Below are 23,291 nucleotides of genomic sequence, written 5' to 3'. Positions count from 1 at the left end.
ATTAACTCATAACCTTTCTTAGTTGTTTTGCAGCTTCTTCAATTGCCACAATGACCTTATTTGCCTCATCCACCGTATTATCATAGGACAAGCTGATTCTAAACGCACTGTCGGCCAAATCGTCTGGAACTCCCATTGCTAAGAGTGTTTGACTTGGCAATTGTTTCTTAGAAGAACAGGCACTTGTTGTCGATAAATAAATTCCCTTTTGCTCTAACGTATGGATTAAAACTTCCGCTTTAACCCCCTTGATTGAAAAGTTTAAAATATGGGGTGCAGCATGTTCAAGCGGCGTATTAATGGTAAGTCCGTCGATTTTGCTTAGACCTTTTCTCAAAAGTGATTGAACACCTTTCATTCTTTCTAATCCCGATAAGCTGTTTTCTGTGGTCATCCTTAAAGCCTTCGCCATTGCTACTGCACCTGCTACATTTTCCGTACCACTTCTAACTTTCCATTCCTGGTTTCCGCCCGAAAGAAGAGGATCCAGTCTAACACCCTCTCTAATAAAGAGTGCACCAGTGCCCTTCAACCCATGAAACTTATGTGCTGAAAATGAACATAAATCCACATGATTTTCCAATAGGTTTAGGGGAACTTTACCAACAGCTTGTACAGCATCTACATGAAATAATATGTTTGGATATTGACTCAATAGGCCGCCAATCTCTGAAATCGGCTGTATGGTTCCGACCTCGTTATTAACGTGCATAACCGAAACCAATATTGTATTTTTTTGAATAGACGCCTTTACATCCTCTACATTCACTCTTCCATGCTGGTCAGCCGGCAAATAGGTAATGTCAAAACCCAACTTTCCCAGCTGTTCCATTGCACCTCGGACTGAGGGGTGCTCAACACTAGACAAAATCAAGTGTCTGCCTCTATTTTTATTTAAAATTGCACTCCCTTTAATTGCCAGGTTATTACTTTCTGTACCACCAGAGGTAAAGTAAATTTCAGATGTTTTAACACCCAGGAGATTTGCAATTTGTGTACGTGCTTGTGTAAGAAGTTTCTCAGCTTGAACCCCTAATCCATGAAGGGAAGATGGATTGCCAAAAAAATCACTTGAAACCTTTACAAAAGAATCTAACACTTCTTTATATGGCTTTGTAGTCGCACTATTATCAAAATAAATCATAACTTTAACACCTCACCTTTGCAGGACTAAATCTTACCACAAACTTATTCAATTGAAAAAGGTTTGTGTTTATTAAAAAACCGATTCACCATAATTGGATGAATCGGTTTTGTACGTTATACATTACTTGCCTGCTGTAGCTTTAATTTTCTTTAATGCCCCTGGGTCAATAGATTCAAGGGAGGCTGCTGCCTGCTCTAAGGCTTCCTGGTACTCAAACTGTCTAAATGCCTGTTCTGCATCATTTAGTCCTTTGGCAACCGATGGATATTGACTTCGGTATCTGTTTCCATATTGAATTGCTTTTTCAGCAAGCACAACATTTTCAATCAATTCGAATGTCGTATTAGACAATTTATCAACTGTTAAAACCGCAATTTCTAAATATTGATTTAGTGCTGAAACGTTAAGCGGCTTTTCTTGAAGCTGCTGCCTTACATTTTGAATACTCTCATTGGTATCTTCATATAAGTACTGATAATCTTCTGGTAACCCAGGAATATTACTTTTGGAAACCAAGCGAATTGTTTCGCCTACTTTCTTGGTCAGGTCCTTAAGCGTTTCTCTCGCTTCGAACTCATCTTTTCTAAGGGCTTGAAGCTTGAGTCCGAAATTTTCCTGTTCATCCTGAATCAGTTCAATCTGAATTTTTATTTCCTTCATTTCTTCGCAGAGTATCGTTAATGCCGTTTCATTCATATTTAATTTTTCCATCAGGATCTCGTAATGTTTTGTAACAGAGGCAAGCTGTTTTTCCAAGTGCCTTTGAATGTCAAAATCACCGTCAGTTAGATGATAGCTTTCTTGAACATGCTTTACTTCATTCGAAAGATGATCATGTTCTTCAAGCACAGTACTTAAAAGGCCGCTCATACCTTTTTGGTTTTGGACAATAAAGTGCTTGGCATTCACTTCTTTTTCCAATAAGTCAAAGAGTATGTCAATTCGTTCCTTCACTTCACTAATACCTTCTAGTGCATTATCTATTTTCGTTTCCTCAATAAAGACTAGATACTCAGCCAATTTCTCATTTAGACTATCAATTTCCGTTTCTAACTGAATATGACCTAAGTAATAACCTTTTTCAGTCATCTCTCTATATCCTTCGAGAATATCAGTTAACTGGGATGGAATAAGTGAATGACACTCAATTAAAAGCTGAGGAATTAATTCCATATTTTTTTTGACGTTTGCTAGCTGCTCATGAATAGAAAGGACAAGTTCACGCGCCTCGAGGTAGTTGCCATTCTCAGTTTTCTCATCAAATTCATGAAATTTTTTCGTTACGTCATCCAATTCCGCTTCTAAGTATTTTTCCGATTTTCCAAAACTATGTCGATGAGCAAGGAGTGTTTTTTTCGTCTCCCGATATAATTCCTTCAGCTGCTCAATTTCAGTTCTGTTCTTTTCTTCACTGCCAACAAGCTCATGAAGTTCCTCAACAATTTTGTTAATCTCATTTTCTGTTGATTGTAATTTATGATTGATTTCCTGTTGGACACCTTTCGCTTTATTAAATCTGTAGCGGTCAATATACTCTTCAGCGTCAAATAACATTTCTTCCAAATCAGGAAGTTTAACAGTTACGATATCATCCCATTGATTACGCCAGCCCTCGAACAACTCTTCAGTTTGTCCAGTCATATTCAATTGCTTTACCTTTGACATTTCATCCATTATTGGCCGGTTAAACAAATCAATTTTCCAGGCTTCTAACCTATCCATCTCTTTAAAATACTTTTTCTTTATAAAATATCCCAATACAAATAAGGCCAGTAGCAGGATGATAAATCCAATAAAATATTTCACGTTCAAGCCTCCTGTTTCAAACACTTCATTTAACTAGCTAATCAAAATTTTCGAATCTATAAAAAATAATAAATATATGATAAGTTCAATGCCTCTATGATACCATGTATACGACATTTTTTGACTATTAATTTCAATTTTTTTTGCAAAAGTAATTTTAATTTACTAATATATGACAAATTCCTATTTATGAAAATTGCTCTTCCCCTATCTCCCCAAAATAAAAAGCACTTGCCGGAAGGAATTTGTTTTCCCAGCGAGTGCTTAGCAAATAAAGAGTAGAACTTTTTCTAGTCAATTACAATATAGCCTCTTTCTTTTCAATCATTTTTGTTCCCAGGGTGTTCTCAATCCAATTATTGATTTCCTTTAAATACTTTTGTTCAAAGAACCTTTCATTTGGAAAAATATAAAGCACTTCTCGTAAATAATGAGCATTAATAAAAGGCATCATAAGTAAACCCTTATATTGGATAATTAGATAGGCAATGGAATGCGGCCTGAACTCTTTCCTTTCAAATCCTTTTTCAAAGATTTTTTGGAAGTAATACTTTTCCTTTAGGGCATAGGTAGACATAATTTCTCTAACTACCTGAGAATCCATCGACAATTCACGGTATACGAAGCTAGTAAGTTCAATATTTTCACACTGAAAGTGAAGCAATTCAGCTGAAATCTTTTTTAAGCAGTCTTTTACGCCAACATCCAGTAAAGAGAACTTTTCTTCCATTATTCCGAGATATTTCTCGAAAAAGTAAGTGAAGCAATATTCTAATAAGCCAAGCTTATTCTCAAAATGGTAGGCAATCGTTGCCGAGTTTACTCTTGCTTCTTTGGCAATGTCACGAATTGAGGTCCCAGCATATCCATTTGAATTAAAAAGCGAAATCGCAGCTTTCACTATTTCTTCCTTAGAATCCTTTTTCATCGTACACCTCCTGTGACTCTTTGTCCTTTATATAACAATTCTTTTTATGTGGGTTGATTCCTTTATAAATTTATCGACAAAGTATGCTCTTTTTCTTGACAGTTTGATAAAATAATTGAGAAATGAATAAAGAAAGGAGTGAAAAAACATGTTTAATGTCGAAATGTACAAAGGGAGCCGCCAAGAAAATTATGAATTGGTAAAAAAACAATTAGCGGCTCTTCTCCATGGCGAGAAAAATCAAATTGCTAATCTTAGCAATACCTCTGCTTTATTAAACCAATTTCTTGATCGTATAAACTGGGTAGGCTTCTATTTAATGGATGAAAACAATGAATTAGTTCTCGGCCCTTTCCAAGGTCTTCCTGCATGTGTTCGCATCCCGCTTGGTAAAGGAGTATGCGGTACTTCCGCAAAAACAAGAGAAACCGTCCGGGTAGCAGATGTTCATCAATTCCCTGGACATATTGCCTGCGATGCTGCCTCTAATTCTGAAATTGTCATTCCTCTTATTAAAGACGGTCAATTACTAGGTGTTTTAGATATTGATTCGCCAGAGAAGAACCGTTTTGATGAATTGGACCAAGAGAAATTAGAAGAATTAACAGCCATTCTTGTTGAACATTTGTAACTAAAAAACTCGCCGAATAGGCGAGTTTTTATATTCTCTCTAGTGCCTGCTCAATATCTTCCTTTAAATCCTCCCATGCTTCCAATCCCACAGACAGCCGGAGTAAAGTGTCCTCAATTCCCATTTTTCTTCGTTCATTTTCAGGAACAACAGCATGCGTCATTGTTGCAGGGTGCTGTATCAACGTCTCTGCATCCCCCAAGCTTACCGCAATTTTAATTAATTTTAACTGATTCATAAATAATTGAGCTGTCTGCTTTGTTCCATTAATTGAAAATGAAATTAATCCACCGGGCTTTTTCATCTGTTTATGCATGATTGAATTATCTTCTACAAAGTCACTATTACCAGGAAAGTAGATGGTTTCAACCTTTGGATGACTTCGCAGGAACTCAACAAGCCTGTTTGCATTTTCACAGTGACGATCCATCCTAACAGGCAATGTTTTTAATCCCCTTAGTAACAGCCATGCATCAAATGGAGAAATAATACCGCCCATATCTTTTTGAGTGGTTCTTGATACAGTTTGAATAAATTCACTGTTTCCAATGACAATTCCAGCAATGACATCACCATGTCCGCAAATATATTTTGTTGCACTATGAAGAACTATATCGCAGCCAAGGCTGATAGGTGTCTGTAAATAAGGACTGCAAAAAGTATTATCCACTACAACAGGAATGCCGCGTTGTTTTGCGATTGCTGCCACTAATTCTAAATCAACCAGTTTCATTGTTGGATTAATTGGGGTTTCAATATATATACAGGCTGTATTTGGCCGGATGTCCTCCTCCAGCATTTCTCGTGAAGACATGTCAGAAAAGTCATGACTAATGTTATATTTCCCTTCTAATAATTGCAGCAAACCGAACGTACAGCCATATATACCTCTTGAACACAAGATATGGTCCCCGGTCTTGGTTAAAGCCGTCAATACAGCAGATACAGCTGCCATTCCTGATGAAAAAGCCAGGGCTGCTTCACCTTGTTCAAGCTTTGCCATCCTTTCTTCGAGGATTTTTACTGTCGGATTTCCAAGCCGGGAATAAACGAATCCTCCTTCTTCTCCGGCAAACCTTCTTTCTCCTTGCTCTGCACTTTCAAAAGTATAAGTAGAAGTTTGATACAAGGGAGGTACTAAACTATCAAGATGCTCCCCTGAATGATAACCAGCGTGAATGGCTTCTGTTTCAAAGCGAAGATTTTTATTTTCCATGTGATATCCTCCTAATTGAAAACGCTTTCTTTTCATCCGTTTCTATATACTATTCAAAGAGTGAAATGATTTTCCTGAAATTAACTTGACACATTAATGAATAAAATTATATAATATCCTTTGTGTAAAATAACTGCAGCCTATGTGAACACGTGAATGGATTCATTTTGTTCCTCATAAGTCATTTTCACTTATGATGGTGTATCTTGTAACCCTCTGCTGCTAGGGCGAAGGTGCATGAAAACAAAATGGCTATCATTGATGTTTCATAACGGTTTTTATTTTACCAAAATAAAAACACTAAGGAGGAGTCATTCATGGCTCGTTATACTGGCTCTAGCTGGAAAATTTCTCGTCGTCTTGGTATCTCACTAAGCGGCACAGGTAAAGAATTAGAAAAGCGTCCTTACGCTCCAGGACAACACGGTCCTAACCAACGTAAGAAGCTTTCTGAATACGGATTACAATTACAAGAAAAGCAAAAACTTCGTCATATGTATGGAGTAACTGAGCGTCAATTCCGTAATCTATTTGACAAAGCTGGCAAATTAGGCGGGGTTCACGGTGAAAACTTCATGATCTTGCTTGAATCACGTCTTGACAACGTAGTTTACCGTTTAGGTTTAGCTCGTACTCGTCGTGCAGCTCGTCAATTAGTTAACCACGGTCACATCTTGGTTGATGGTTCTCGCGTAGATATCCCATCATACCGTTTAGTTCCTGGTCAAACAATCAGCCTTCGTGAAAAATCACGTAACCTTGTTGCTGTTAAAGAAGCAGTTGAAGTTAACAACTTCGTACCTGACTACTTAACATTTGATGCAGACAAGCTTGAAGGTACTTTCACTCGCTTACCAGAGCGTTCTGAATTACCAGCTGAAATCAACGAAACTCTTATCGTCGAGTTCTACTCACGTTAATTTTTTCAAGGAAGAACCGTGCCAGCAGTGGCACGGTTTTTTTATTTGTTTTTTATCCATTTGATTGCTCTTGAATATAAGAACGCCAGTAAAACATATAGTGCGACAACAACAGCTGCAGTCCAAATTCGTTCCTGTATCACCCCATCGGCGAACAGTACGGGACCTAGTCCAAAGAATGTTACGAGTACCAGGAGAATGATAAAAAATGCATGAATCAGAAACTTCACAGAATCTCCCCCTTTTTCTCTTCTTTATAATATATGTCGTTGTAATTGGTGCGTTGTTACATAGTGTGTAATATTCTAATGAATGCTAGGTTGTTGTGACGGGCTCTTATGACCTTCTTGAGTGACCAGGCAGCCTGTTTTTTTATTGTTCCGGCTCTCAGGGGCGCTTTGAGTGACCGACAGACCTCTTTTTTCATCGTTACGGGCTCTCAGGATCTCCTTGAGTGACCGACCGACCTCTTTTTTTATCATGACGGGCTCTCAGGACCTCCTTGAGCGACCGACAGACCTCTTTTTTCATCATGACGGGCTCTCATGAACTCTTTGAGTGACCGGCAGACCTCTTTTTTCATCATTACGGGCTCTCAGGATCTCCTTGAGTGACCGACCGACCTCTTTTTTTATCATGACGGGCTCTCAGGACCTCCTTGAGCGACCGACAGACCTCTTTTTTCATCATTACGGGCTCTCAGGATCTCCTTGAGTGACCGGCAGACCTCTTTTTTCATCATGACGGGCTCTCAGGATCTCCGTGAGCGACCGACAGATCTCATTTTTCATCATAACGGTCACTCAGGACCTCCTTGAGTGACCGGCAGACCTCTTTTTTCATCGCGACGGGCTCTCAGGACCTCCTTGAGTGACCATCCAGCCAGCTTTTTCATCATGATGAGAACTCATCGAACCAGCAACTACGTCAACTAGTAAGAAAACCGACCTCATGACACAAATGAGACCGGTTTTCTTATATTAGTATTTAATTAAAGAGTATTTCTTTTTCCCTCTTCTAATAATCGTAAATTGACCTTCGATTCGGTCAGTGTCCTTTAGCACATAGGTTGTATCTGTAATACGTTCGCCGTTCACTGTAACTGCACCATTTGTGATGTCTTCACGAGCTTGACGCTTGGATGGGGAAATCTTCGCCGCCACTAATAAGTCAACTAAGTTCCCTTCTGTATCAGCAGCATTAAAAGATGGTACATCTTTGAAACCTTGCTGTATTTCCGAAGCAGAAAGACTTCGAACGTCTCCGCTGAATAAAGCTTCGGTAATTTTAATCGCCTGCTGCAATGATTCTTCTCCGTGAATAAGACGAGTCATTTCCTCAGCTAATGCCTTTTGTGCCTTACGTAAATGCGGTTCTTCTTGAACAGATGTTTCAAGGGCTTCAATTTCTTCATGAGACAAGAAAGTAAAGTATTTCAAGTATTTAACAACATCTGCATCCGCTGCGTTAATCCAGAATTGGTAGAATTCATAAGGTGTCGTTTTCTTCGCATCAAGCCAAACCGCTCCACCTTCTGTTTTCCCAAATTTTGTACCGTCCGCTTTGGTTACAAGCGGAATCGTTAAACCATATGCCTTTGAACCTTCCGGCTGCATTTTCCGGATAAGTTCAAGTCCGGAAGTAATATTGCCCCATTGGTCACTTCCCCCTACTTGTAATTTACAATTGAAATTTTCGTAAAGGTGATTGAAGTCCATAGCCTGCAAAATCGTGTAAGTAAATTCGGTAAACGAGATCCCTGATTCTAGCCGTGAAGCGATTGTATCCTTTGCCAGCATGTAATTGACGCCAATGTGCTTACCGATGTCACGTAAGAACGTAACAATATCCATGGAACCTGCCCAATCATAGTTATTTACCATGACAGCACCATTTTCACCATCAAAGTTAAAAATGGCTGCTAACTGCTTTTGAATCCCTCTTACATTTTCCTGTACAGCCTCTAAGGTTTGCAGGTTACGTTCCTCACTTTTTCCACTTGGATCTCCAATAAGTCCTGTCGCACCACCTACTAAAACAATCGGACGATGGCCATGCTGCTGAAATCTTCTTAGTGTTAAAAACGGTACTAAGTGACCAATATGCAAACTGTCTGCTGTCGGATCTGCACCACAGTATAACGAGATACTTTCCTTACTAATTAAATCCTTAAGGCTCTCTTCATCTGTCTGCTGGTAGATGAGGCCGCGCCATTGTAAATCTTGTAATAAATCCATTTCATTTTCCCTCCATATTCTTAAAAAGTACAACAAAAAGCGCCCCTGCAAAAATGCAGGGACGCATATACGCGCGGTACCACCCGGCTTGAGGAATGAATCCTCCAACTCATAAAAATTAACGGTTTAGACCGTTCCCCGCTACTATATTAGTTCACGGAGAAAGCTCTGGGACGTAATTCACTCTTCTATTTGTGTCAGCTTTCACCAGCCGCTGACTCTCTAAAAACAGGGATAGAAGACCTACAATAGATTCCCTTCATAGCTTGTTTATTAAATTAATAACTTATAGAATTTTTACCATAATTTATTTCCGCTGTCAAACAAGAACTGGTAATATCAGAAAAATGTAGAAGTTTGTCATTTTTACAATCGTCATTATGCTATAATATATGTGATTTTAAAAGAGGTGATTCTATGAATGATAATTTTCAAGCGTGGATCAAGAAAATAAAGTCCATAACCAACTTGTTTACTCATAAAAGAACAGTAAAAAGTGCACGAATAACGTACCAGGTCTTTTGGAACCTTTTACTGCTGTTAATGACAGTCGTGATTCTTGGAGGAGCATTTGCAGGTGGTGTGGGAGCAGGATACTTTGCCTCGCTTGTAAAGGACGAACCTGTCCGGTCTTATGACAGTATGAAGAAAGACATTTATAATTATACAGAAACATCGGACTTATACTTTTCTGACAATGTCTATCTTGGAAAGCTGCGTACAGATCTCGAACGGGAAGAAGTGAAAATTGACCAGGTTTCAGATTACTTGGTTAAAGCAGTAATTGCAACAGAAGACGAGTATTTTTATAAACACAAAGGAGTTGTGCCAAAAGCAGTCTTTCGTGCACTTTTCCAAGAAGTAACAAACTCTGCTGTACAATCCGGCGGCAGTACCTTAACACAGCAGTTAATTAAAAACCAAATCTTAACGAACGAAGTCTCATTCTCTAGAAAAGCAAATGAAATTTTGCTCGCCCTTCGTCTAGAAAAATTCTTCAGCAAAAAAGAAATACTTGAAGCCTACTTAAACGTTTCTACATTCGGCAGAAACTCATCCGGTAAGAATATCGGCGGTGTTCAGGCTGCGGCAAATGGAATCTTCGGAAAGAATGCCAGCGAATTAACCCTGCCACAAGCTGCCTTTATTGCAGGTTTGCCGCAAAGTCCCTTTGGGTATACCCCTTTTACAAGAGAGGGTACTGTGAAAAACAATTTAGAACCTGGGCTTACCCGAATGAAAACCGTTCTAAAAAGAATGTATGATGGCGGTCATATTGATGAAAAGCAATATGCTGAAGCCTCCTCTTACGATATTACAAAGGATTTTATTCCAGCAGGCGACAATCCGCTCGAAAAATATCCATATTTATCTTTTGAAATTGAAAAGCGGGCAGTTGAAGTACTAACCGTGGCATTGGCGAAAGATGAAGGCTATGAAGAAAAAGATTTAAAGGAAGATGAAAATCTTTTTTATCAATTCCAAACAATAGCCAAGCAAAACTTAAAACAAAATGGATACGAAATTCACACAACTATTAATAAAGATATATATGATGCCTTCCAAGTAGTAAAGAATAACTACCCTAACTACGGACCTGATAAACCTGAAGAAAAACAGGATCCAGAAACTGGGGAAACAATTACAGTCATGGAGCCGGTTGAAGTCGGTGCTATGCTAATCGAGAATAAAACTGGAAAAATTATCAGTTTTGTTGGCGGTCGAGACCATAATAAACAGGAGCTTAATCATGCGACCAGCGCTATCCGTCAAAATGGGTCGACCATGAAGCCCTTACTGGTTTATGCACCAGCCATTGAATTGGGGAAAGCCTCACCAGGCACACCTTTACCGGATGTAGCTTTAAGGCTCGAACCTACCATTTCAAGACCTTGGCCGAACAACTATGACAAGAGATACAGCGGAATTACCTCAGCCAGACATGCATTAAAAAGATCTTACAACGTACCTGCGGTTAAACTTTACAAAGATATTATTGACCAGCAGCCTGCGAAATATCTTGAAAAAATGGGCTTTACTTCCCTAAGAAGTGAGGATTATACCAACCTTGCGACCTCAATTGGGTCAATGAAAAATGGGGTAACGGTTGAAGAAAACACCAATGCGTTTAGTACCTTTGCAAATGAAGGTAAATTTATTGATGCCTATATGATTGAAAAAATTGTTGATAAAAACGGTAAAACAATCTATCAGCATGAAGTGAAGCCTGTCGATGTATTTAAGCCGCAGACGGCATTTTTAACTGTCGATATGATGCGTGATGTAATTAAATCAGGCGGTACAGCAGCTGGTATCAATAGTAAATTGAAGTTTAGAGCAGATTGGGCAGGTAAAACTGGAACAGGACACGAGTTCTATGATGCTTGGTTTGTAGCAACCAATCCTAGTGTAACATTCGGAATCTGGACAGGCTACGATACGCCTAAATCACTAAAAACCGGCGGCATGTCTTACTCCCAGAGAACCAACAACTTGTGGGCTGAATTAATAAATGCCGCATATGATATTAAGCCAGAATTAATTAATCCAAATGTACAATTTACTGTACCAGCTGGAATTGTAAAGCGGTCGTTTTGCGCAGTTTCAGGTTTACTGCCTTCTGATGCCTGTTCAAAGGCAGGTTTAGTGTCAAGTGATTACTTTAATGCTGAGAATGTACCAACAAAGCGGGATGATAGCTTAATTGCAGGAAACTACGTGCAAATTGGCGACAAGAAGTATCTTGCATTAGATTCAACACCGGCTGAATTTTCACAGCAGGGAGTAATCTTAAATCCTGACTTTATAGCCCGCATGGTTGGTAAGAATTTCAGCAATCCAAGCCAGCTAATTCCTAAGACGGATCGATGGAGTAAGATCCTGGTTCCTAATGATAAAATTGTAGATAATGGAAAACGCCCGGACGGTGTAACCCTGTCATTATCAGGGAACAATTTAATCTGGTCAGCACCAGGTGACAATGATATTGTTGGATACCGCGTCTATCAAAATGGAAAAAAGGTTGCCAGTATCAAGAATGGTTCAAGTCTTTCCTTTTCAGCCTCTAACGGTTCATACCAGGTAACTGCTGTGGATATCGCAGGGAAGGAATCCGCGCCATCTAATAAAGTGGATATTGGGGTAACGGTAACACCTGAAGAATAATTTTAAAGGAGCTTGGAATTTTCCAAGCTCCTTATTTTTTGGATTCACTTTTTTTGTTACTTTTAATAGGATATAGCGCTTTTTCAAGAGTAAGTAAATTTTTTTCCGTTATTTCCGCTTTTCTCGGGATTGGTTTATACATATCTTCCGGGTCATCCCATTCGAACGGCAGACTGACTGGAGCTTTTGACTGCCACTCATCAATCCAGTTCTGCGGCAAACTTCCATAACAGTTTGAGTTTTCAATCATTTCCATCCATAGAAGTGCCCAAGCCCTCGGAACAACCCTCCAAATATCATAGCCTCCGCCGCCGACTGCAATCCATCTGCCGCCGCAATATTGATGGGCAATTTCATGTGCAAGCTTTGGAATTTCACGATAGATTTTCATGGTCGCTGATAAATGGGTTAAAGGGTCATAATAATGGGAGTCAGCCCCATTTTGAGTCAGGATGACATCCGGTTTAAAGAACTCGGCAACTTCCTTAAGCGACTCGGTATAGGCATGGAGCCATGATTCATCCTCTGTAAATGCATCTACTGGAATATTAAAGGAATAACCATACCCCTTTCCTTGACCCCTCTCATTTACATTACCAGTACCTGGGAAGAGATATCTTCCTGTTTCATGTATGGATAATGAGCAGACATCAGGATCATCGTAAAAAGACCACTGTACACCGTCTCCATGATGTGCATCAGTATCAACATATAGAACTCTAGCATTATACTTATTTTGCAGATATTTAATCGCTACTGAACTATCATTATAAATACAGAATCCAGAAGCTTTTCCTCGAAAGCCATGATGCAAGCCTCCTCCTAAGTGAAGGGCATGGGCTGCCTGTCCTGTCATGACTTGATCGACAGCCGTAAGGGTTCCTCCCACTAATAAAGCGCTCGCTTCATGCATATTAGGAAATATCGGGGTATCTTCCGTTCCTATTCCATAGTTCTCAGCGACATGCTGTGGAAGTTGTCCCTGTCCTGCCATTTTTACAGCATCAATATAACTTGGATCATGAACAAGGGCAAGTTCTTCGTCTGTTGCCATTCTTGGAGGAACGATTTGATGATGTTCCAGGGCATTTAATTTATGTAATAAATCTACTGTTAGTTTAAGTCGAAATTGATTAAAAGGATGGTTACTGCTGAACTTATAATTTAGCAGTTCTTCTGAAAATACAAAGGAACATGTATCGGTCATAAAGATACACCTGGCAGGTTAGGCCATAACACGTCATGCCCTGATTGTTTTAAATCCTGGATAAGAGCGGTCGGATTCATGGTTTGTAATCGAATGACAAGTATTTTGAATTGGTCATCCTTTTTATCAGGGTAAACAAGGACACTCAAAATGTTTGCTTTTCTCTGCTTTATAATACTCGTAATCTCACTTAATTTTCCTGCAAGATTAGGAACCCGAATCTCAATTTGAGAACCAGGCTGATGGGCGCCTGTCAACTCAACCAATGTTCGGAGCAAATCTGTCTCCGTCACAATTCCTACTAATTTCCGGTCGTTTGTAATTGGCAGGCAGCCAATTTTATGCTCATAAAAGAGTGCTGCAATTTCCTCTACAAAATCAAGCGGATGACCAGTGATAACGTCTTTTTTCATAATGGTGTCAACAGGTTTTTGAAGGTCCTCTACATGTTCGTCAGCACGGAAAATAGATGGAGCAGCATCGCGGATATCTGACAAAGTTACTATTCCTACAACTTGTTGTTCTTTATTTATTACAGGTATATGCCTTATTTTCTTCGCTTCCATTAATCTCATCGTTTCAGCAATTGAAACAGCCGGTGTAACCGTAACAATCTCCGTTTTCATGATTTCTTCCACAATCATCCAAAAGCCCCCCTTAACCTAAAATTGCGTATTAATACATAAAACGATTCATAAACCGAAGCCGGTCAAACCTTTGAACTGTCTCCATATCGACCCTTTTTCCAATTCTTGCCATAAGGCAATTTGCAGGGTGAGAACAAATCTCCGGGTCATCCGTTGCATACCACTCCAGGCCGCCGGCATTCATCATTTTCTCCATGATTTTCCGGTACTCCCAAACATTTAATCCTGTTCCCTTTAAATCCCAATGCCAATAATATTCCGTCGTAATTATTAAGTAATCCTCCATGGCATCATCCATCATAGAAACGGTGAGGAGATTCTTTCCTACCGCGCATCCCCTAAATTGAGGAATTACCTCAATAGCACCTAATTCAATCAGGTTATCCATTTTGTCTTCCGACCATCTTTCGAGAGGATCTGGAAAAAGGTAGGTCACATATCCAACAATGGTATGGTGATGCCTCGCAATAATTATTCTGCCTTCTTCAAGCTGGGCAATCCCAACCAGCGCTGTATGCTGCTGCTCTGGAGGACGAAAAGCAGTAAGATGTTCGTGAAATTCATAACCCGCCAGTTTATCCGGGGAAATTGGACCTTCAATAATTAAGCTTCCATGGGGAGTTTTTAATTCTTTTGCATTATACGTTTTTCTGTGTTCCATCCCTACACCACCTGAAAAATCATTCGCATATCTGATTCTATTATACATAATTTCTATCACTTTTTAGCCTCTTCCCACAATTTTCTGTCTAATTAGAAAACTATGTGACAATCTTCTGATATCGATAAAACTTTTTTAAAATTGAGAATAATTACTTTTTGTACTATAATTATCTCATACTAGCATAAGGGGGAAATGGAATGAAAGTGGAAAAGCTGCCAGTGATGCAGGGAGAGCATAACCTAGCAAATTATGATGAGAAGTATAAGAATTTCAGTTGGGAAGAAACGGAAAAGGAATTCTCCTGGCATGAAACAGGACTTGTAAACATGGCATATGAGGCGATTGACCGCCATGTAGAAACTTTCCGAAAAAATAAGGTAGCCCTTTATTATCGCGATCATAACAGAAATGAAAAGTATACTTTCAAAGAAATGAAAGAGCTTTCAAATAAAGCTGGTAATGTCCTAAAAGCATACGGTGATGTAGAAAAAGGAGACCGGGTATTTATTTTTATGCCAAGGTCACCAGAACTATATTTTACTGTTTTAGGAGCAATTAAGCTGGGAGCAATTGTCGGCCCGTTATTTGAGGCTTTCATGGAGGGCGCAGTAAGGGATCGCCTGCAGGATAGCGAAGCGAAAGTGCTGGTTACCACTCCTGAATTGTTAGACCGCGTACCTGTCGATGAACTGCCAGCATTAAAACACATTTTCCTAGTCGGACAAGATATTGAAGAAAATGGACCTTACCTCGACTTTCTGAAAAAATTTGAAAGTGCTAGCAATCAGCTGCGAATTGAGTGGGTAGATCGTACAGATGGTCTCATTCTTCACTATACTTCAGGTTCCACAGGCAAGCCAAAAGGGGTATTGCATGTACATAATGCAATGATCCAGCAATATCAAACTGCCAAATGGGTTCTAGACTTGAAAGAAGAGGATGTATATTGGTGTACAGCAGACCCAGGCTGGGTTACAGGGACCTCATATGGTATTTTCGGTCCATGGCTGACAGGAACATCTAACTTAATCGTTGGCGGCCGGTTCAGCCCTGATACATGGTACAAAATGATTGAGGACTTCGGTGTCAGCGTTTGGTATAGTGCTCCAACCGCATTCCGGATGTTAATGGGCGCTGGTGATGAGATCGTTAAAAAATACAATTTAAGCAGTCTGCGCCATGTTTTAAGTGTTGGAGAGCCATTAAACCCTGAGGTAGTAAAATGGGGCGTGAAGGTCTTTAACAAGAGAATTCATGATAACTGGTGGATGACAGAAACCGGTGCACAGCTTATTAGTAACTACCCTTGTATGGAAATCAAACCTGGTTCAATGGGTAAACCTATTCCAGGTGTTGTGGCTGCGATTGTAGATGACCAAGGCAATGAACTTCCACCTTACCGCATGGGGAATCTGGCTATTAAGAAAGGCTGGCCATCCATGATGCACACCATTTGGAATAACCCTGAAAAATATGACTCTTACTTTATGCCAACTGGATGGTATTTCTCTGGTGATTCCGCCTATATGGATGAGGATGGATATTTCTGGTTCCAAGGGCGTGTAGATGATGTAATCATGACCTCTGGGGAGCGCGTTGGTCCATTTGAAGTGGAAAGCAAACTTGTTGAGCATCCAGCAATTGCTGAAGCTGGAGTAATTGGGAAGCCAGACCCTGTCCGCGGCGAAATTATTAAAGCTTTTATTGCCCTAAGAGACGGCTATGTTGCTTCAGATGAGCTTAAAGAAGAAATTAGGCTTTTTGTTAAAAAAGGACTTGCAGCACATGCTGCACCAAGGGAAATTGATTTCCGGGATAAGCTTCCGAAAACAAGAAGCGGTAAAATTATGAGACGTGTCTTAAAAGCGTGGGAACTTAACCTGCCAACAGGCGACCTCTCTACGATGGAAGATTAAAAAAGAAGGAAGCGCCAAAACAAATGGCGCTTCCTTTCTTCATTTTATTTAGTCGATTGGCGGTGCTCTATGCGATGTGGAAGAACTACAGTTTGCTCTTCTACCTCTTCTTTATTCATTAATTTAGTGAGTAAACGCATAGCCACAGCTCCGATATCGTACAAAGGCTGAACGATTGTTGTCAGTTGCGGGCGAACCATTAACGAAAGTCTGGTATTATCTGATGTGATAACTTCAAAGTCTTCAGGAATTTTATAACCTTTATCCTCAGCACCATGAACGACACCAAGTGCCATTTCATCTGAACCAACAAGTATGGCTGTTGGTCTATTAGGAGCTTCTAATAATTTATCGAATGCTTCTAAGCCTGAGTCATAGGTGTAGTCACCTTCTACAATCAGTGACTCGTTGTAATCTAGACCAGCTTCCGCGAGGGCCCGTTGATATCCCTTTAGTTTTTTATGGATATTCCTTGGCTCCTGTAATGGTCCAACTACAAATGCAATATTTTTATGACCTTTGTCAATAAACTCCTTCACAGAGTCATAAACAGCTTGCTCATAATCTATATTTACAGAAGGAATCTGCTCAGACTCTTCGATAGATCCAGCTAAAACAATAGGTACTGGCGACTTTGAAAATTCCTCTACATGATCTCCAGTGATATTTCCACTCATAAATACAATTCCATCAACTTGTTTACCTAACATGGTGTTTAATAGGTGCAATTCTTTTTCTTTGTTTTGGTCGGAATTGCTTAAAATAATATTGTATTTATACATGGTTGCGATATCTTCGATTCCACGGGCTAGTTCAGCAAAGAAAATATTCGAAATATCGGGAATGACTACCCCGACAGTGGTGGTCTTTTTACTAGCTAATCCCCTTGCTACAGCATTAGGACGATAACCAAGTCGATCGATGACTTCTAAAACTTTTTTTCTAGTAACAGGTTTTACATTTGGATTTCCATTGACTACACGTGAAACTGTTGCCATTGAAACATTTGCTTCACGAGCAACATCATAAATTGTAATATTCACGTTTTAACACTCTCCTTAGACACGATGCGTATTTTTCTTTATTTTACAGCATTTTTCACTAATTTAGTCATTGTGATAAAATATACAAACTTTTATATGTATTTAATCATACGACAAGTCCAAACAAGTCGCAATGATATTTGTTCTCATTTTCACTTATTTTCATTATTTTTGTAGTGGCTGTGTTAAACTAGGCTGTTGATTTGCGCTCCAGGCGCTATGCTTTCCGCGGGCTCGCCCGTAAGCCTCCTCGCAGCTTCGCTACTGCGGGGTCTTACGGTGCTCGTCATCCCGCAGGAGTCAAGCGCCTTCCGCTCCAATCAACAGGTTCTAAAATCAACAGTATCCTTTAACACAGCCTTAATAAAAAGACCCAATGCAACGCTGCAGAGGGTCTTTGTTATTTCATTAAATTCTAACTAGGTTAGATGCGAGCAGTTCGTTATAGAAGGTATTAAACTGATCTAGGTTCATTTGCTGTTGTGCATCAGATAGTGCCACTGCTGGGTCTGGATGAACCTCAGCCATAACACCATCCGCTCCAATAGCAAGCGCTGCTTTAGCAGCTGGAAGCAGTAAATCTCTTCGACCAGTTGAATGAGTAACATCCACCATAACAGGTAAATGTGTTTCTTGCTTAAGAATTGGAACTGCAGAAATATCAAGCGTATTTCTAGTTGCCCGTTCGTAGGTACGAATACCACGTTCGCAAAGAATGATTTGGCCATTTCCTTGAGCCATAATGTATTCTGCAGCATTAATAAATTCCTCGATAGTTGCAGAAATACCTCGTTTTAAAAGAACCGGCTTATTCACTGCACCTGCCGCTTTTAATAATTCAAAGTTTTGCATGTTACGGGCGCCAATTTGGATTACATCAATATAATCAATTGCCATTTCAATATCAGCAGGGTTTACAATTTCACTAATAACAGCCATGTCATACTCATCAGCCACACGCTTTAGAATTTTTAAGCCTTCCACTCCCAGCCCTTGGAAATCATAAGGAGATGTCCTAGGCTTATACGCACCGCCGCGAAGCAGTTTTAAGCCTTTTTCTTTCATTGCTTTTGCAACTGTTGCAACTTGTTCATAAGACTCAACTGCACACGGACCAAAAACAAAATGCTGCTTTCCATCCCCGACGGTTTCACCTTTTAAATTCACAATTGTATTTTCAGGCTTCTTTTTTCTAGAGACAAGAAGTGCCTTTTGATGGTCATCTTTTTGCAAGCCTAGTCCAGCCTTAAAAATTTCCTTGAATAAATGATCAATTGTTGCATTATCAAAAGGGCCATCATTATGCTCTTTAATTAAATCAAGCATTTTTCTTTCACGGACAGGATCGTATTTGTAAACTCCTTGTGTTTCTTTCGCTTTCCCAATCTCTTGGACGAGTTGAGCTCTTTCATTAATTAATTTCAATAATTCTAAGTTCAGATCATCGACACGTGTCCTTAATAGTTCCAAATTATTTTTGCTCATATTTTGTCCCCGTCCTTTCATAGCATGACAGATTATCACAAAGATCTATTCTAACTACTGTCTGCTAGCTCCCTTATTAATAAATTTTTTAATAATTCAATAATTAGGCTTAATTATAGCTGAAAAGATTTGCTTTGTCACGTATTTTTCTTTAATGATTAAACGCTTTTAAGCACTAAAGCAAAATGCTGTATAATAAGTCATTCTATGCTGAGGTAATGATTTAATGCCTATTTATTTTCACTAATTGCAGTTGTTAAGGCACGATTTGTGATCTTCCAGTGAGAAGCATTCCATACTGCTGAACCACTCTCAATCAACAGCGCTTGTGGAGATTCATGTTTAATTTCGAATTTCTCAGCAATTTCATTCGATAAAGGGCGTGCTTCTTGTACTGCTAAATAATAGGCTGGTACGCCTTGATTCGACTCTGCGTATTTTTCATATTCCTGAAAAGCCGCATGACTGATCGGACATGTTAAGCTATGTTTCAAGATAAAAAATTTGTCTTCCTTCTTTAATAATTCTTCAAATTGTTCTAAAGTATCGATTTTTTTCAACATATTCTATCCTCCAAAATATAAACGGTGAAGCCATTCTATCACTTCACCGTTTTTGATACAAATAATTAGATTAGTTATCACAAACTCTTAATGTGTTACTTTATATTCTTCCTCTTCTAACGCCTTTTTTGCTTCTTCTAATTTTTTTCTTATTGCCAATTCATCTACCGGAGTTTCCTGTTTTGGGCTTTTTAATTCTCCAATAGAAATGTAGTGACCTTCTTCTTCTACATCCTCTTGTGATGATTTTGTTTTTTTAACGAGTTGAACTGTTTTTTCCTTTAGGGTTTCTGCTTGGTTGTTAAGGGTGCTCCTGAGGTCTTTACCTGTTTTAGGAGCTAAGAAAATGGCTGCTGCGGCACCCACTAATCCGCCAATCAGTGCTCCCAATAAAAAACTGCTTGAAGAGTCTTCGCTTTTGTTTTGATTTAGTTCTCTGCTTTCATAATCCTTACCCATAATGGATTCCTCCCTTATATAAAATAAATACTACCTAGATCTAATTCTTTTAATTTCTTCGGTTCTGGGTTCTTCTTTTTCTTTTTTCTTAGCGTTCCATTTGTCCTTTAGTTCTAGGAAAACGTTCGTCCATTGGACAATTTGGGAGACTTTTTCTTTGTTTTCTTCTACTTGTATCTCAAACGAATCTGTTAAGTTTTTTAACGAACCATTGAATTTATTTACGGTTGTGCCAACTTCTTTTACTGCAGTTACAACACTGTTTAGACTCTTTGTCTTCTCTCCAATATCATCTGCAAGAGCATTAGTCTTTTGTAAGAGTTCAGTGGTTTCTTGTGTGACACCATCCAACTGTTTTTCTAATCCAATTAGCGTTTTTGAAACACTTCCCAGCGTTTCCTGCAGTGATTTTAAGGTTTTTGCTGCGTAAATAACTAGCACTAAAAAGGCAATTGCTATCAATGCGACGCTTAAGTATAAAATAATTTCCATTGGTCTTTACCTCCGCATATATACCATTATGTATTACCTATCTATCGCGGTGTTAAACGTAGAAAGGTATCTTATACTACTTCAAGATAATTGTCTCATTTTCCTGCATAGGAATCCAATACCTTTTCCCCTTAAGTAGAATTTTTATCACTTTCTAGATGAATCGGTTACAATAAATATGTATTATAACTTTTTTTGTTGGAGGAATGTAATCACATGAAAGACCCGCGTATTGAAAAACTAGCAAAAAATTTAATTAACTACTCAGTTGAACTTAAAAAAGGTGAAAAAGTTTTAATTGAAAACTTTGGTCTTCAGCGCGAGCTTGTTACAGCACTTGTGAAAGAAGCCTATCTTGCAGGCGGCTACCCATTCGTACTTCTTAAGGATCAGCAAGTAGATCGTGCCCTACTTCTTGGTGCACAGGAAGAGCAATTTAATATGATCGCTGATTTTGAAGCAAATGTAATGGGCAAAATGGACGCATACATAGGTCTTCGTTCTGGCGATAACATTAACGAACATGCAGATGTGCCTGACGATAAAATTAAGATTCATGGAAATACAATTGGTAAAAAGGTTCACCGCGACATCCGTGTACCAAAAACAAAATGGGTTGTTCTTCGCTATCCAACATCAAACATGGCTCAATTAGCAAAAATGAGTACGGAAGCCTTTGAAGACTTTTATTTTGATGTTTGTAATTTGGATTATGGGAAAATGGATAAAGCGATGGACAGTCTTGTACAATTGATGAACCGTACAGATAAAGTCCGCCTCACAGGCCCAGGTACAGACCTTAGCTTCTCCATTAAAGATATACCGGCAATTAAGTGTGCCGGCCTTGCAAATATTCCTGATGGTGAGGTTTATACGGCACCTGTTCGTGATTCAGTAAATGGAGTTATTACATATAATACCCCTTCACCTTACCAAGGATTTACTTTTGAAAATGTAAAACTTACTTTTAAGGATGGAAAAATTGTCGAGGCTGTTGCAAATGATACAGAGCGAATCAATAAAATATTTGATACAGATGAAGGCGCACGCTACGTTGGGGAGTTTGCTATTGGTGTAAACCCATTCATCTTAAATCCGATGCAAGATATATTATTTGATGAAAAAATCGCTGGCAGCTTCCACTTAACTCCAGGTCAATGCTATGATGAAGCCTTTAACGGGAACCATTCCAATATTCACTGGGATATGGTTAACATTCAGCGTCCGGAATATGGCGGGGGAGAAATCTATTTCGATGATGTATTAATTCGCAAAGATGGACTTTTCGTGATTCCTGAACTTGAGGGTTTAAATCCTGAAAACCTAAAATAAAACTAAAAAAGGATGTCCGTTTCACTACGGGCATCCTTTTTTATTATAGGGTAAGCTGATTTTCATAGGATTCCTGGAATTTTTGAATATCTCCCGCACCCATAAAAATGATTACACTATTTTGATGTTTTCCTAACAGAGAAGTATTTTCTTCTGACAATATTTCTGCACCTTCAATTTTTGATTGCAGGTCATTGATTGTCAGTTTTCCATGGTTTTCTCGTGCAGAGCCAAAAATTTCACATAGATACGTCTTATCGGCCAGCCTCAAGCTTTTTGCAAAATCTTCTAGAAATGCTTGAGTTCTGGAAAAGGTGTGCGGCTGAAATACAGCTACAATTTCCCTGTCTGGATATTTTTGATTGGCCGCATCAATGGTAGCTTTGATTTCTGTCGGATGATGGGCATAATCGTCAATCAAAATTTGTGATCCAATTCGTTTTTCTGTAAATCTTCGTTTAACTCCCTGGAAGGAGCTCAATTGTTCCTTCACAATGGAAGCATCAATTTCTTCATAGTGGCATACCCCAATGACAGCAAGCGCATTTAAAACACTATGCTCACCGAAAGTAGGGATCGTAAATGTATCATAGAAGGTGTTGCGAATAAATACATCAAAGGTAGTTCCACTGGTACTTTTCACAAGATTCTTGGCTTGGTAATCATTTTCCTCATCAAACCCATAGAACAATACCGGGACCTTTGCCTGAATCTTTTGAAGCTGTTCATCATCCCCGTATGCAAATATCCCTTTCTTCACCTGAACGGCCATTTCCTGGAATGCTGAAAAAACATCATCAATATTCGCAAAATAATCCGGGTGATCGAAATCTATATTTGTCATGATTGCATAATCTGGAAAATAGGACAAAAAGTGTCTTCTATATTCACAGGCTTCGAAAACAAAATATTTAGATTCTGCCTCGCCCTTGCCTGTACCGTCACCAATTAAGAATGAAGTCGGCTTTGCCCCCTTAATGACATGGGCAAGCAATCCAGTGGTAGACGTTTTACCGTGTGCACCTGTTACAGCCACACTAGTAAAATTTTGCATAAAATCGCCTAAAAATCGGTGGTAGCGAACAATTGGCAGTCCGAGCTTCATGGCTTCCTGAATTTCCTCATGTGTATCAGGAAACGCATTACCAGCAATAATAGTCATCCCCGGTTTTATGTTTTCCTTTTGAAAGGGGAGAATCTTTATTCCTGATTCCTCAAGGGCCAGTTGAGTAAAAAAGCGCTTTTCGACATCGGAGCCTTGCACATCGAAATTCATATCATGGAGAACTTGTGCTAATGCACTCATTCCTGACCCCTTTATACCTACAAAATGGTAAATAGTCATATAAAGAACCTCCAACCAACGTCTATCTGTAAAACAGTATATGACATCTATCTTGAAATGCTAATAACGAAAAGCGGAAGCGCCTAGG

At 39.1% G+C, this 23,291-nt stretch carries 20 protein-coding genes and 1 other annotated feature; of the genes, 5 read left to right on the top strand and 15 right to left on the bottom strand.

Annotated features, from left to right (window positions below):
* Position 1: 1 nt before the first annotated feature.
* The 3 genes from SFC47_RS19930 to refZ all read right to left on the bottom strand — a co-directional run bounded on the left by SFC47_RS19930 (position 2) and on the right by refZ (position 3,881).
* Positions 2-1,144, bottom strand: a complete 1,143-nt coding sequence (locus SFC47_RS19930; protein ID WP_411256175.1) for a cysteine desulfurase family protein — start codon at positions 1,142-1,144, stop codon at positions 2-4.
* A gap of 123 nt (positions 1,145-1,267) precedes the next feature.
* Positions 1,268-2,953, bottom strand: a complete 1,686-nt coding sequence (ezrA, locus tag SFC47_RS19925) for a septation ring formation regulator EzrA (protein ID WP_411256174.1) — start codon at positions 2,951-2,953, stop codon at positions 1,268-1,270.
* A gap of 298 nt (positions 2,954-3,251) precedes the next feature.
* Positions 3,252-3,881, bottom strand: coding sequence for a forespore capture DNA-binding protein RefZ (refZ, locus tag SFC47_RS19920; protein WP_411256172.1), 630 nt, complete (start codon positions 3,879-3,881; stop codon positions 3,252-3,254).
* 148 nt (positions 3,882-4,029) lie between these two features.
* On the opposite strand from refZ, the gene SFC47_RS19915 reads away from it, so the two are divergent.
* Positions 4,030-4,512, top strand: a complete 483-nt coding sequence (locus SFC47_RS19915; protein WP_411256170.1) for a GAF domain-containing protein — start codon at positions 4,030-4,032, stop codon at positions 4,510-4,512.
* A gap of 28 nt (positions 4,513-4,540) precedes the next feature.
* On the opposite strand, the gene megL is transcribed toward SFC47_RS19915, so the two are convergent.
* Positions 4,541-5,728 carry a methionine gamma-lyase gene (gene megL, locus SFC47_RS19910; RefSeq protein ID WP_411256168.1) on the bottom strand — a complete coding sequence of 396 codons (1,188 nt, stop codon included), beginning with the start codon at positions 5,726-5,728 and terminating at the stop codon, positions 4,541-4,543.
* A 317-nt stretch (positions 5,729-6,045) separates the two neighbouring features.
* Here megL and rpsD point away from each other — a divergent pair, with 317 nt between their 5' ends.
* Complete coding sequence (gene rpsD, locus SFC47_RS19905; protein WP_411256166.1) at positions 6,046-6,648, top strand: 30S ribosomal protein S4; 603 nt, start codon at positions 6,046-6,048, stop codon at positions 6,646-6,648.
* 41 nt (positions 6,649-6,689) lie between these two features.
* Here the strand turns inward: rpsD and SFC47_RS19900 are convergent, their stop codons facing one another.
* On the bottom strand, positions 6,690-6,878 hold the full coding sequence (locus SFC47_RS19900) for a DUF6954 family protein (RefSeq protein WP_411256164.1): 189 nt from the start codon (positions 6,876-6,878) through the stop codon (positions 6,690-6,692).
* Between the two features lie 750 nt (positions 6,879-7,628).
* A complete protein-coding gene (gene tyrS, locus SFC47_RS19895; RefSeq protein WP_411256163.1) occupies positions 7,629-8,885 on the bottom strand; it encodes a tyrosine--tRNA ligase in 1,257 nt (418 codons plus the stop codon).
* A 54-nt stretch (positions 8,886-8,939) separates the two neighbouring features.
* Positions 8,940-9,157, bottom strand: a binding site (T-box leader).
* Between the two features lie 145 nt (positions 9,158-9,302).
* On the opposite strand from tyrS, the gene SFC47_RS19890 reads away from it, so the two are divergent.
* Positions 9,303-12,050 (top strand): transglycosylase domain-containing protein, encoded by a 2,748-nt coding sequence (locus tag SFC47_RS19890; protein WP_411256161.1) that lies wholly within the window; start codon positions 9,303-9,305, stop codon positions 12,048-12,050.
* A 31-nt stretch (positions 12,051-12,081) separates the two neighbouring features.
* On the opposite strand, the gene SFC47_RS19885 is transcribed toward SFC47_RS19890, so the two are convergent.
* The 3 genes from SFC47_RS19885 to SFC47_RS19875 are packed head-to-tail and all read right to left on the bottom strand — an operon-like array spanning position 12,082 to position 14,565.
* The gene (locus SFC47_RS19885) at positions 12,082-13,257 is read right to left on the bottom strand and encodes an acetoin utilization protein AcuC (RefSeq protein ID WP_411256159.1); all 1,176 of its coding nucleotides are present in this window, start codon (positions 13,255-13,257) and stop codon (positions 12,082-12,084) included.
* A complete protein-coding gene (locus tag SFC47_RS19880) occupies positions 13,254-13,901 on the bottom strand; it encodes an acetoin utilization AcuB family protein (RefSeq protein ID WP_411256157.1) in 648 nt (215 codons plus the stop codon). The genes SFC47_RS19885 and SFC47_RS19880 overlap by 4 nt, the downstream gene beginning before the upstream one ends.
* Positions 13,902-13,932: 31 nt before the next feature.
* Positions 13,933-14,565, bottom strand: a complete 633-nt coding sequence (locus SFC47_RS19875; protein WP_411256156.1) for a GNAT family N-acetyltransferase — start codon at positions 14,563-14,565, stop codon at positions 13,933-13,935.
* A 200-nt stretch (positions 14,566-14,765) separates the two neighbouring features.
* On the opposite strand from SFC47_RS19875, the gene acsA reads away from it, so the two are divergent.
* Complete coding sequence (gene acsA / locus SFC47_RS19870; RefSeq protein ID WP_411256155.1) at positions 14,766-16,484, top strand: acetate--CoA ligase; 1,719 nt, start codon at positions 14,766-14,768, stop codon at positions 16,482-16,484.
* A 44-nt stretch (positions 16,485-16,528) separates the two neighbouring features.
* Here acsA and ccpA read toward each other — a convergent pair whose 3' ends face one another.
* The 5 genes from ccpA to SFC47_RS19845 all read right to left on the bottom strand — a co-directional run bounded on the left by ccpA (position 16,529) and on the right by SFC47_RS19845 (position 20,526).
* Positions 16,529-17,527: a catabolite control protein A gene (ccpA, locus tag SFC47_RS19865; RefSeq protein WP_411256153.1), complete on the bottom strand. Its 999-nt coding sequence runs from the start codon at positions 17,525-17,527 to the stop codon at positions 16,529-16,531.
* A gap of 408 nt (positions 17,528-17,935) precedes the next feature.
* The gene (locus tag SFC47_RS19860) at positions 17,936-19,012 is read right to left on the bottom strand and encodes a bifunctional 3-deoxy-7-phosphoheptulonate synthase/chorismate mutase (protein ID WP_411256152.1); all 1,077 of its coding nucleotides are present in this window, start codon (positions 19,010-19,012) and stop codon (positions 17,936-17,938) included.
* 230 nt (positions 19,013-19,242) lie between these two features.
* A complete protein-coding gene (gene ytxJ / locus SFC47_RS19855; protein WP_411256150.1) occupies positions 19,243-19,575 on the bottom strand; it encodes a bacillithiol system redox-active protein YtxJ in 333 nt (110 codons plus the stop codon).
* 87 nt (positions 19,576-19,662) lie between these two features.
* Positions 19,663-20,034: a YtxH domain-containing protein gene (locus tag SFC47_RS19850; protein WP_411256149.1), complete on the bottom strand. Its 372-nt coding sequence runs from the start codon at positions 20,032-20,034 to the stop codon at positions 19,663-19,665.
* A gap of 30 nt (positions 20,035-20,064) precedes the next feature.
* Positions 20,065-20,526 (bottom strand): DUF948 domain-containing protein, encoded by a 462-nt coding sequence (locus tag SFC47_RS19845; RefSeq protein WP_411256148.1) that lies wholly within the window; start codon positions 20,524-20,526, stop codon positions 20,065-20,067.
* A gap of 216 nt (positions 20,527-20,742) precedes the next feature.
* On the opposite strand from SFC47_RS19845, the gene SFC47_RS19840 reads away from it, so the two are divergent.
* A complete protein-coding gene (locus SFC47_RS19840) occupies positions 20,743-21,858 on the top strand; it encodes an aminopeptidase (RefSeq protein ID WP_411256147.1) in 1,116 nt (371 codons plus the stop codon).
* Between the two features lie 43 nt (positions 21,859-21,901).
* Here SFC47_RS19840 and murC read toward each other — a convergent pair whose 3' ends face one another.
* Positions 21,902-23,203 carry a UDP-N-acetylmuramate--L-alanine ligase gene (gene murC, locus SFC47_RS19835; protein WP_411256146.1) on the bottom strand — a complete coding sequence of 434 codons (1,302 nt, stop codon included), beginning with the start codon at positions 23,201-23,203 and terminating at the stop codon, positions 21,902-21,904.
* Positions 23,204-23,291 lie beyond the last annotated feature (88 nt).

It is taken from the genome of Neobacillus niacini, assembly GCF_046591715.1.
GTDB classification, from domain to species: domain Bacteria; phylum Bacillota; class Bacilli; order Bacillales; family Cytobacillaceae; genus Neobacillus; species Neobacillus niacini_L.
This window is presented reverse-complemented; position numbering and strand designations above follow the sequence as displayed.

What these genes read in the sequence shown, in the direction of transcription:
- SFC47_RS19845 (WP_411256148.1), bottom strand. Translation starts at nt 20,526, where the DNA reads ATGGAAATTATTTTATACTTAAGCGTCGCATTGATAGCAATTGCCTTT.
- SFC47_RS19860 (WP_411256152.1), bottom strand. Translation starts at nt 19,012, where the DNA reads ATGAGCAAAAATAATTTGGAACTATTAAGGACACGTGTCGATGATCTG.
- SFC47_RS19840 (WP_411256147.1), top strand. Translation starts at nt 20,743, where the DNA reads ATGAAAGACCCGCGTATTGAAAAACTAGCAAAAAATTTAATTAACTAC.
- acsA (WP_411256155.1), top strand. Translation starts at nt 14,766, where the DNA reads ATGAAAGTGGAAAAGCTGCCAGTGATGCAGGGAGAGCATAACCTAGCA.
- refZ (WP_411256172.1), bottom strand. Translation starts at nt 3,881, where the DNA reads ATGAAAAAGGATTCTAAGGAAGAAATAGTGAAAGCTGCGATTTCGCTT.
- rpsD (WP_411256166.1), top strand. Translation starts at nt 6,046, where the DNA reads ATGGCTCGTTATACTGGCTCTAGCTGGAAAATTTCTCGTCGTCTTGGT.
- SFC47_RS19880 (WP_411256157.1), bottom strand. Translation starts at nt 13,901, where the DNA reads ATGATTGTGGAAGAAATCATGAAAACGGAGATTGTTACGGTTACACCG.
- tyrS (WP_411256163.1), bottom strand. Translation starts at nt 8,885, where the DNA reads ATGGATTTATTACAAGATTTACAATGGCGCGGCCTCATCTACCAGCAG.
- SFC47_RS19885 (WP_411256159.1), bottom strand. Translation starts at nt 13,257, where the DNA reads ATGACCGATACATGTTCCTTTGTATTTTCAGAAGAACTGCTAAATTAT.
- SFC47_RS19915 (WP_411256170.1), top strand. Translation starts at nt 4,030, where the DNA reads ATGTTTAATGTCGAAATGTACAAAGGGAGCCGCCAAGAAAATTATGAA.
- SFC47_RS19850 (WP_411256149.1), bottom strand. Translation starts at nt 20,034, where the DNA reads ATGGGTAAGGATTATGAAAGCAGAGAACTAAATCAAAACAAAAGCGAA.
- murC (WP_411256146.1), bottom strand. Translation starts at nt 23,203, where the DNA reads ATGACTATTTACCATTTTGTAGGTATAAAGGGGTCAGGAATGAGTGCA.
- SFC47_RS19890 (WP_411256161.1), top strand. Translation starts at nt 9,303, where the DNA reads ATGAATGATAATTTTCAAGCGTGGATCAAGAAAATAAAGTCCATAACC.
- ytxJ (WP_411256150.1), bottom strand. Translation starts at nt 19,575, where the DNA reads ATGTTGAAAAAAATCGATACTTTAGAACAATTTGAAGAATTATTAAAG.
- SFC47_RS19875 (WP_411256156.1), bottom strand. Translation starts at nt 14,565, where the DNA reads ATGGAACACAGAAAAACGTATAATGCAAAAGAATTAAAAACTCCCCAT.
- SFC47_RS19930 (WP_411256175.1), bottom strand. Translation starts at nt 1,144, where the DNA reads ATGATTTATTTTGATAATAGTGCGACTACAAAGCCATATAAAGAAGTG.
- megL (WP_411256168.1), bottom strand. Translation starts at nt 5,728, where the DNA reads ATGGAAAATAAAAATCTTCGCTTTGAAACAGAAGCCATTCACGCTGGT.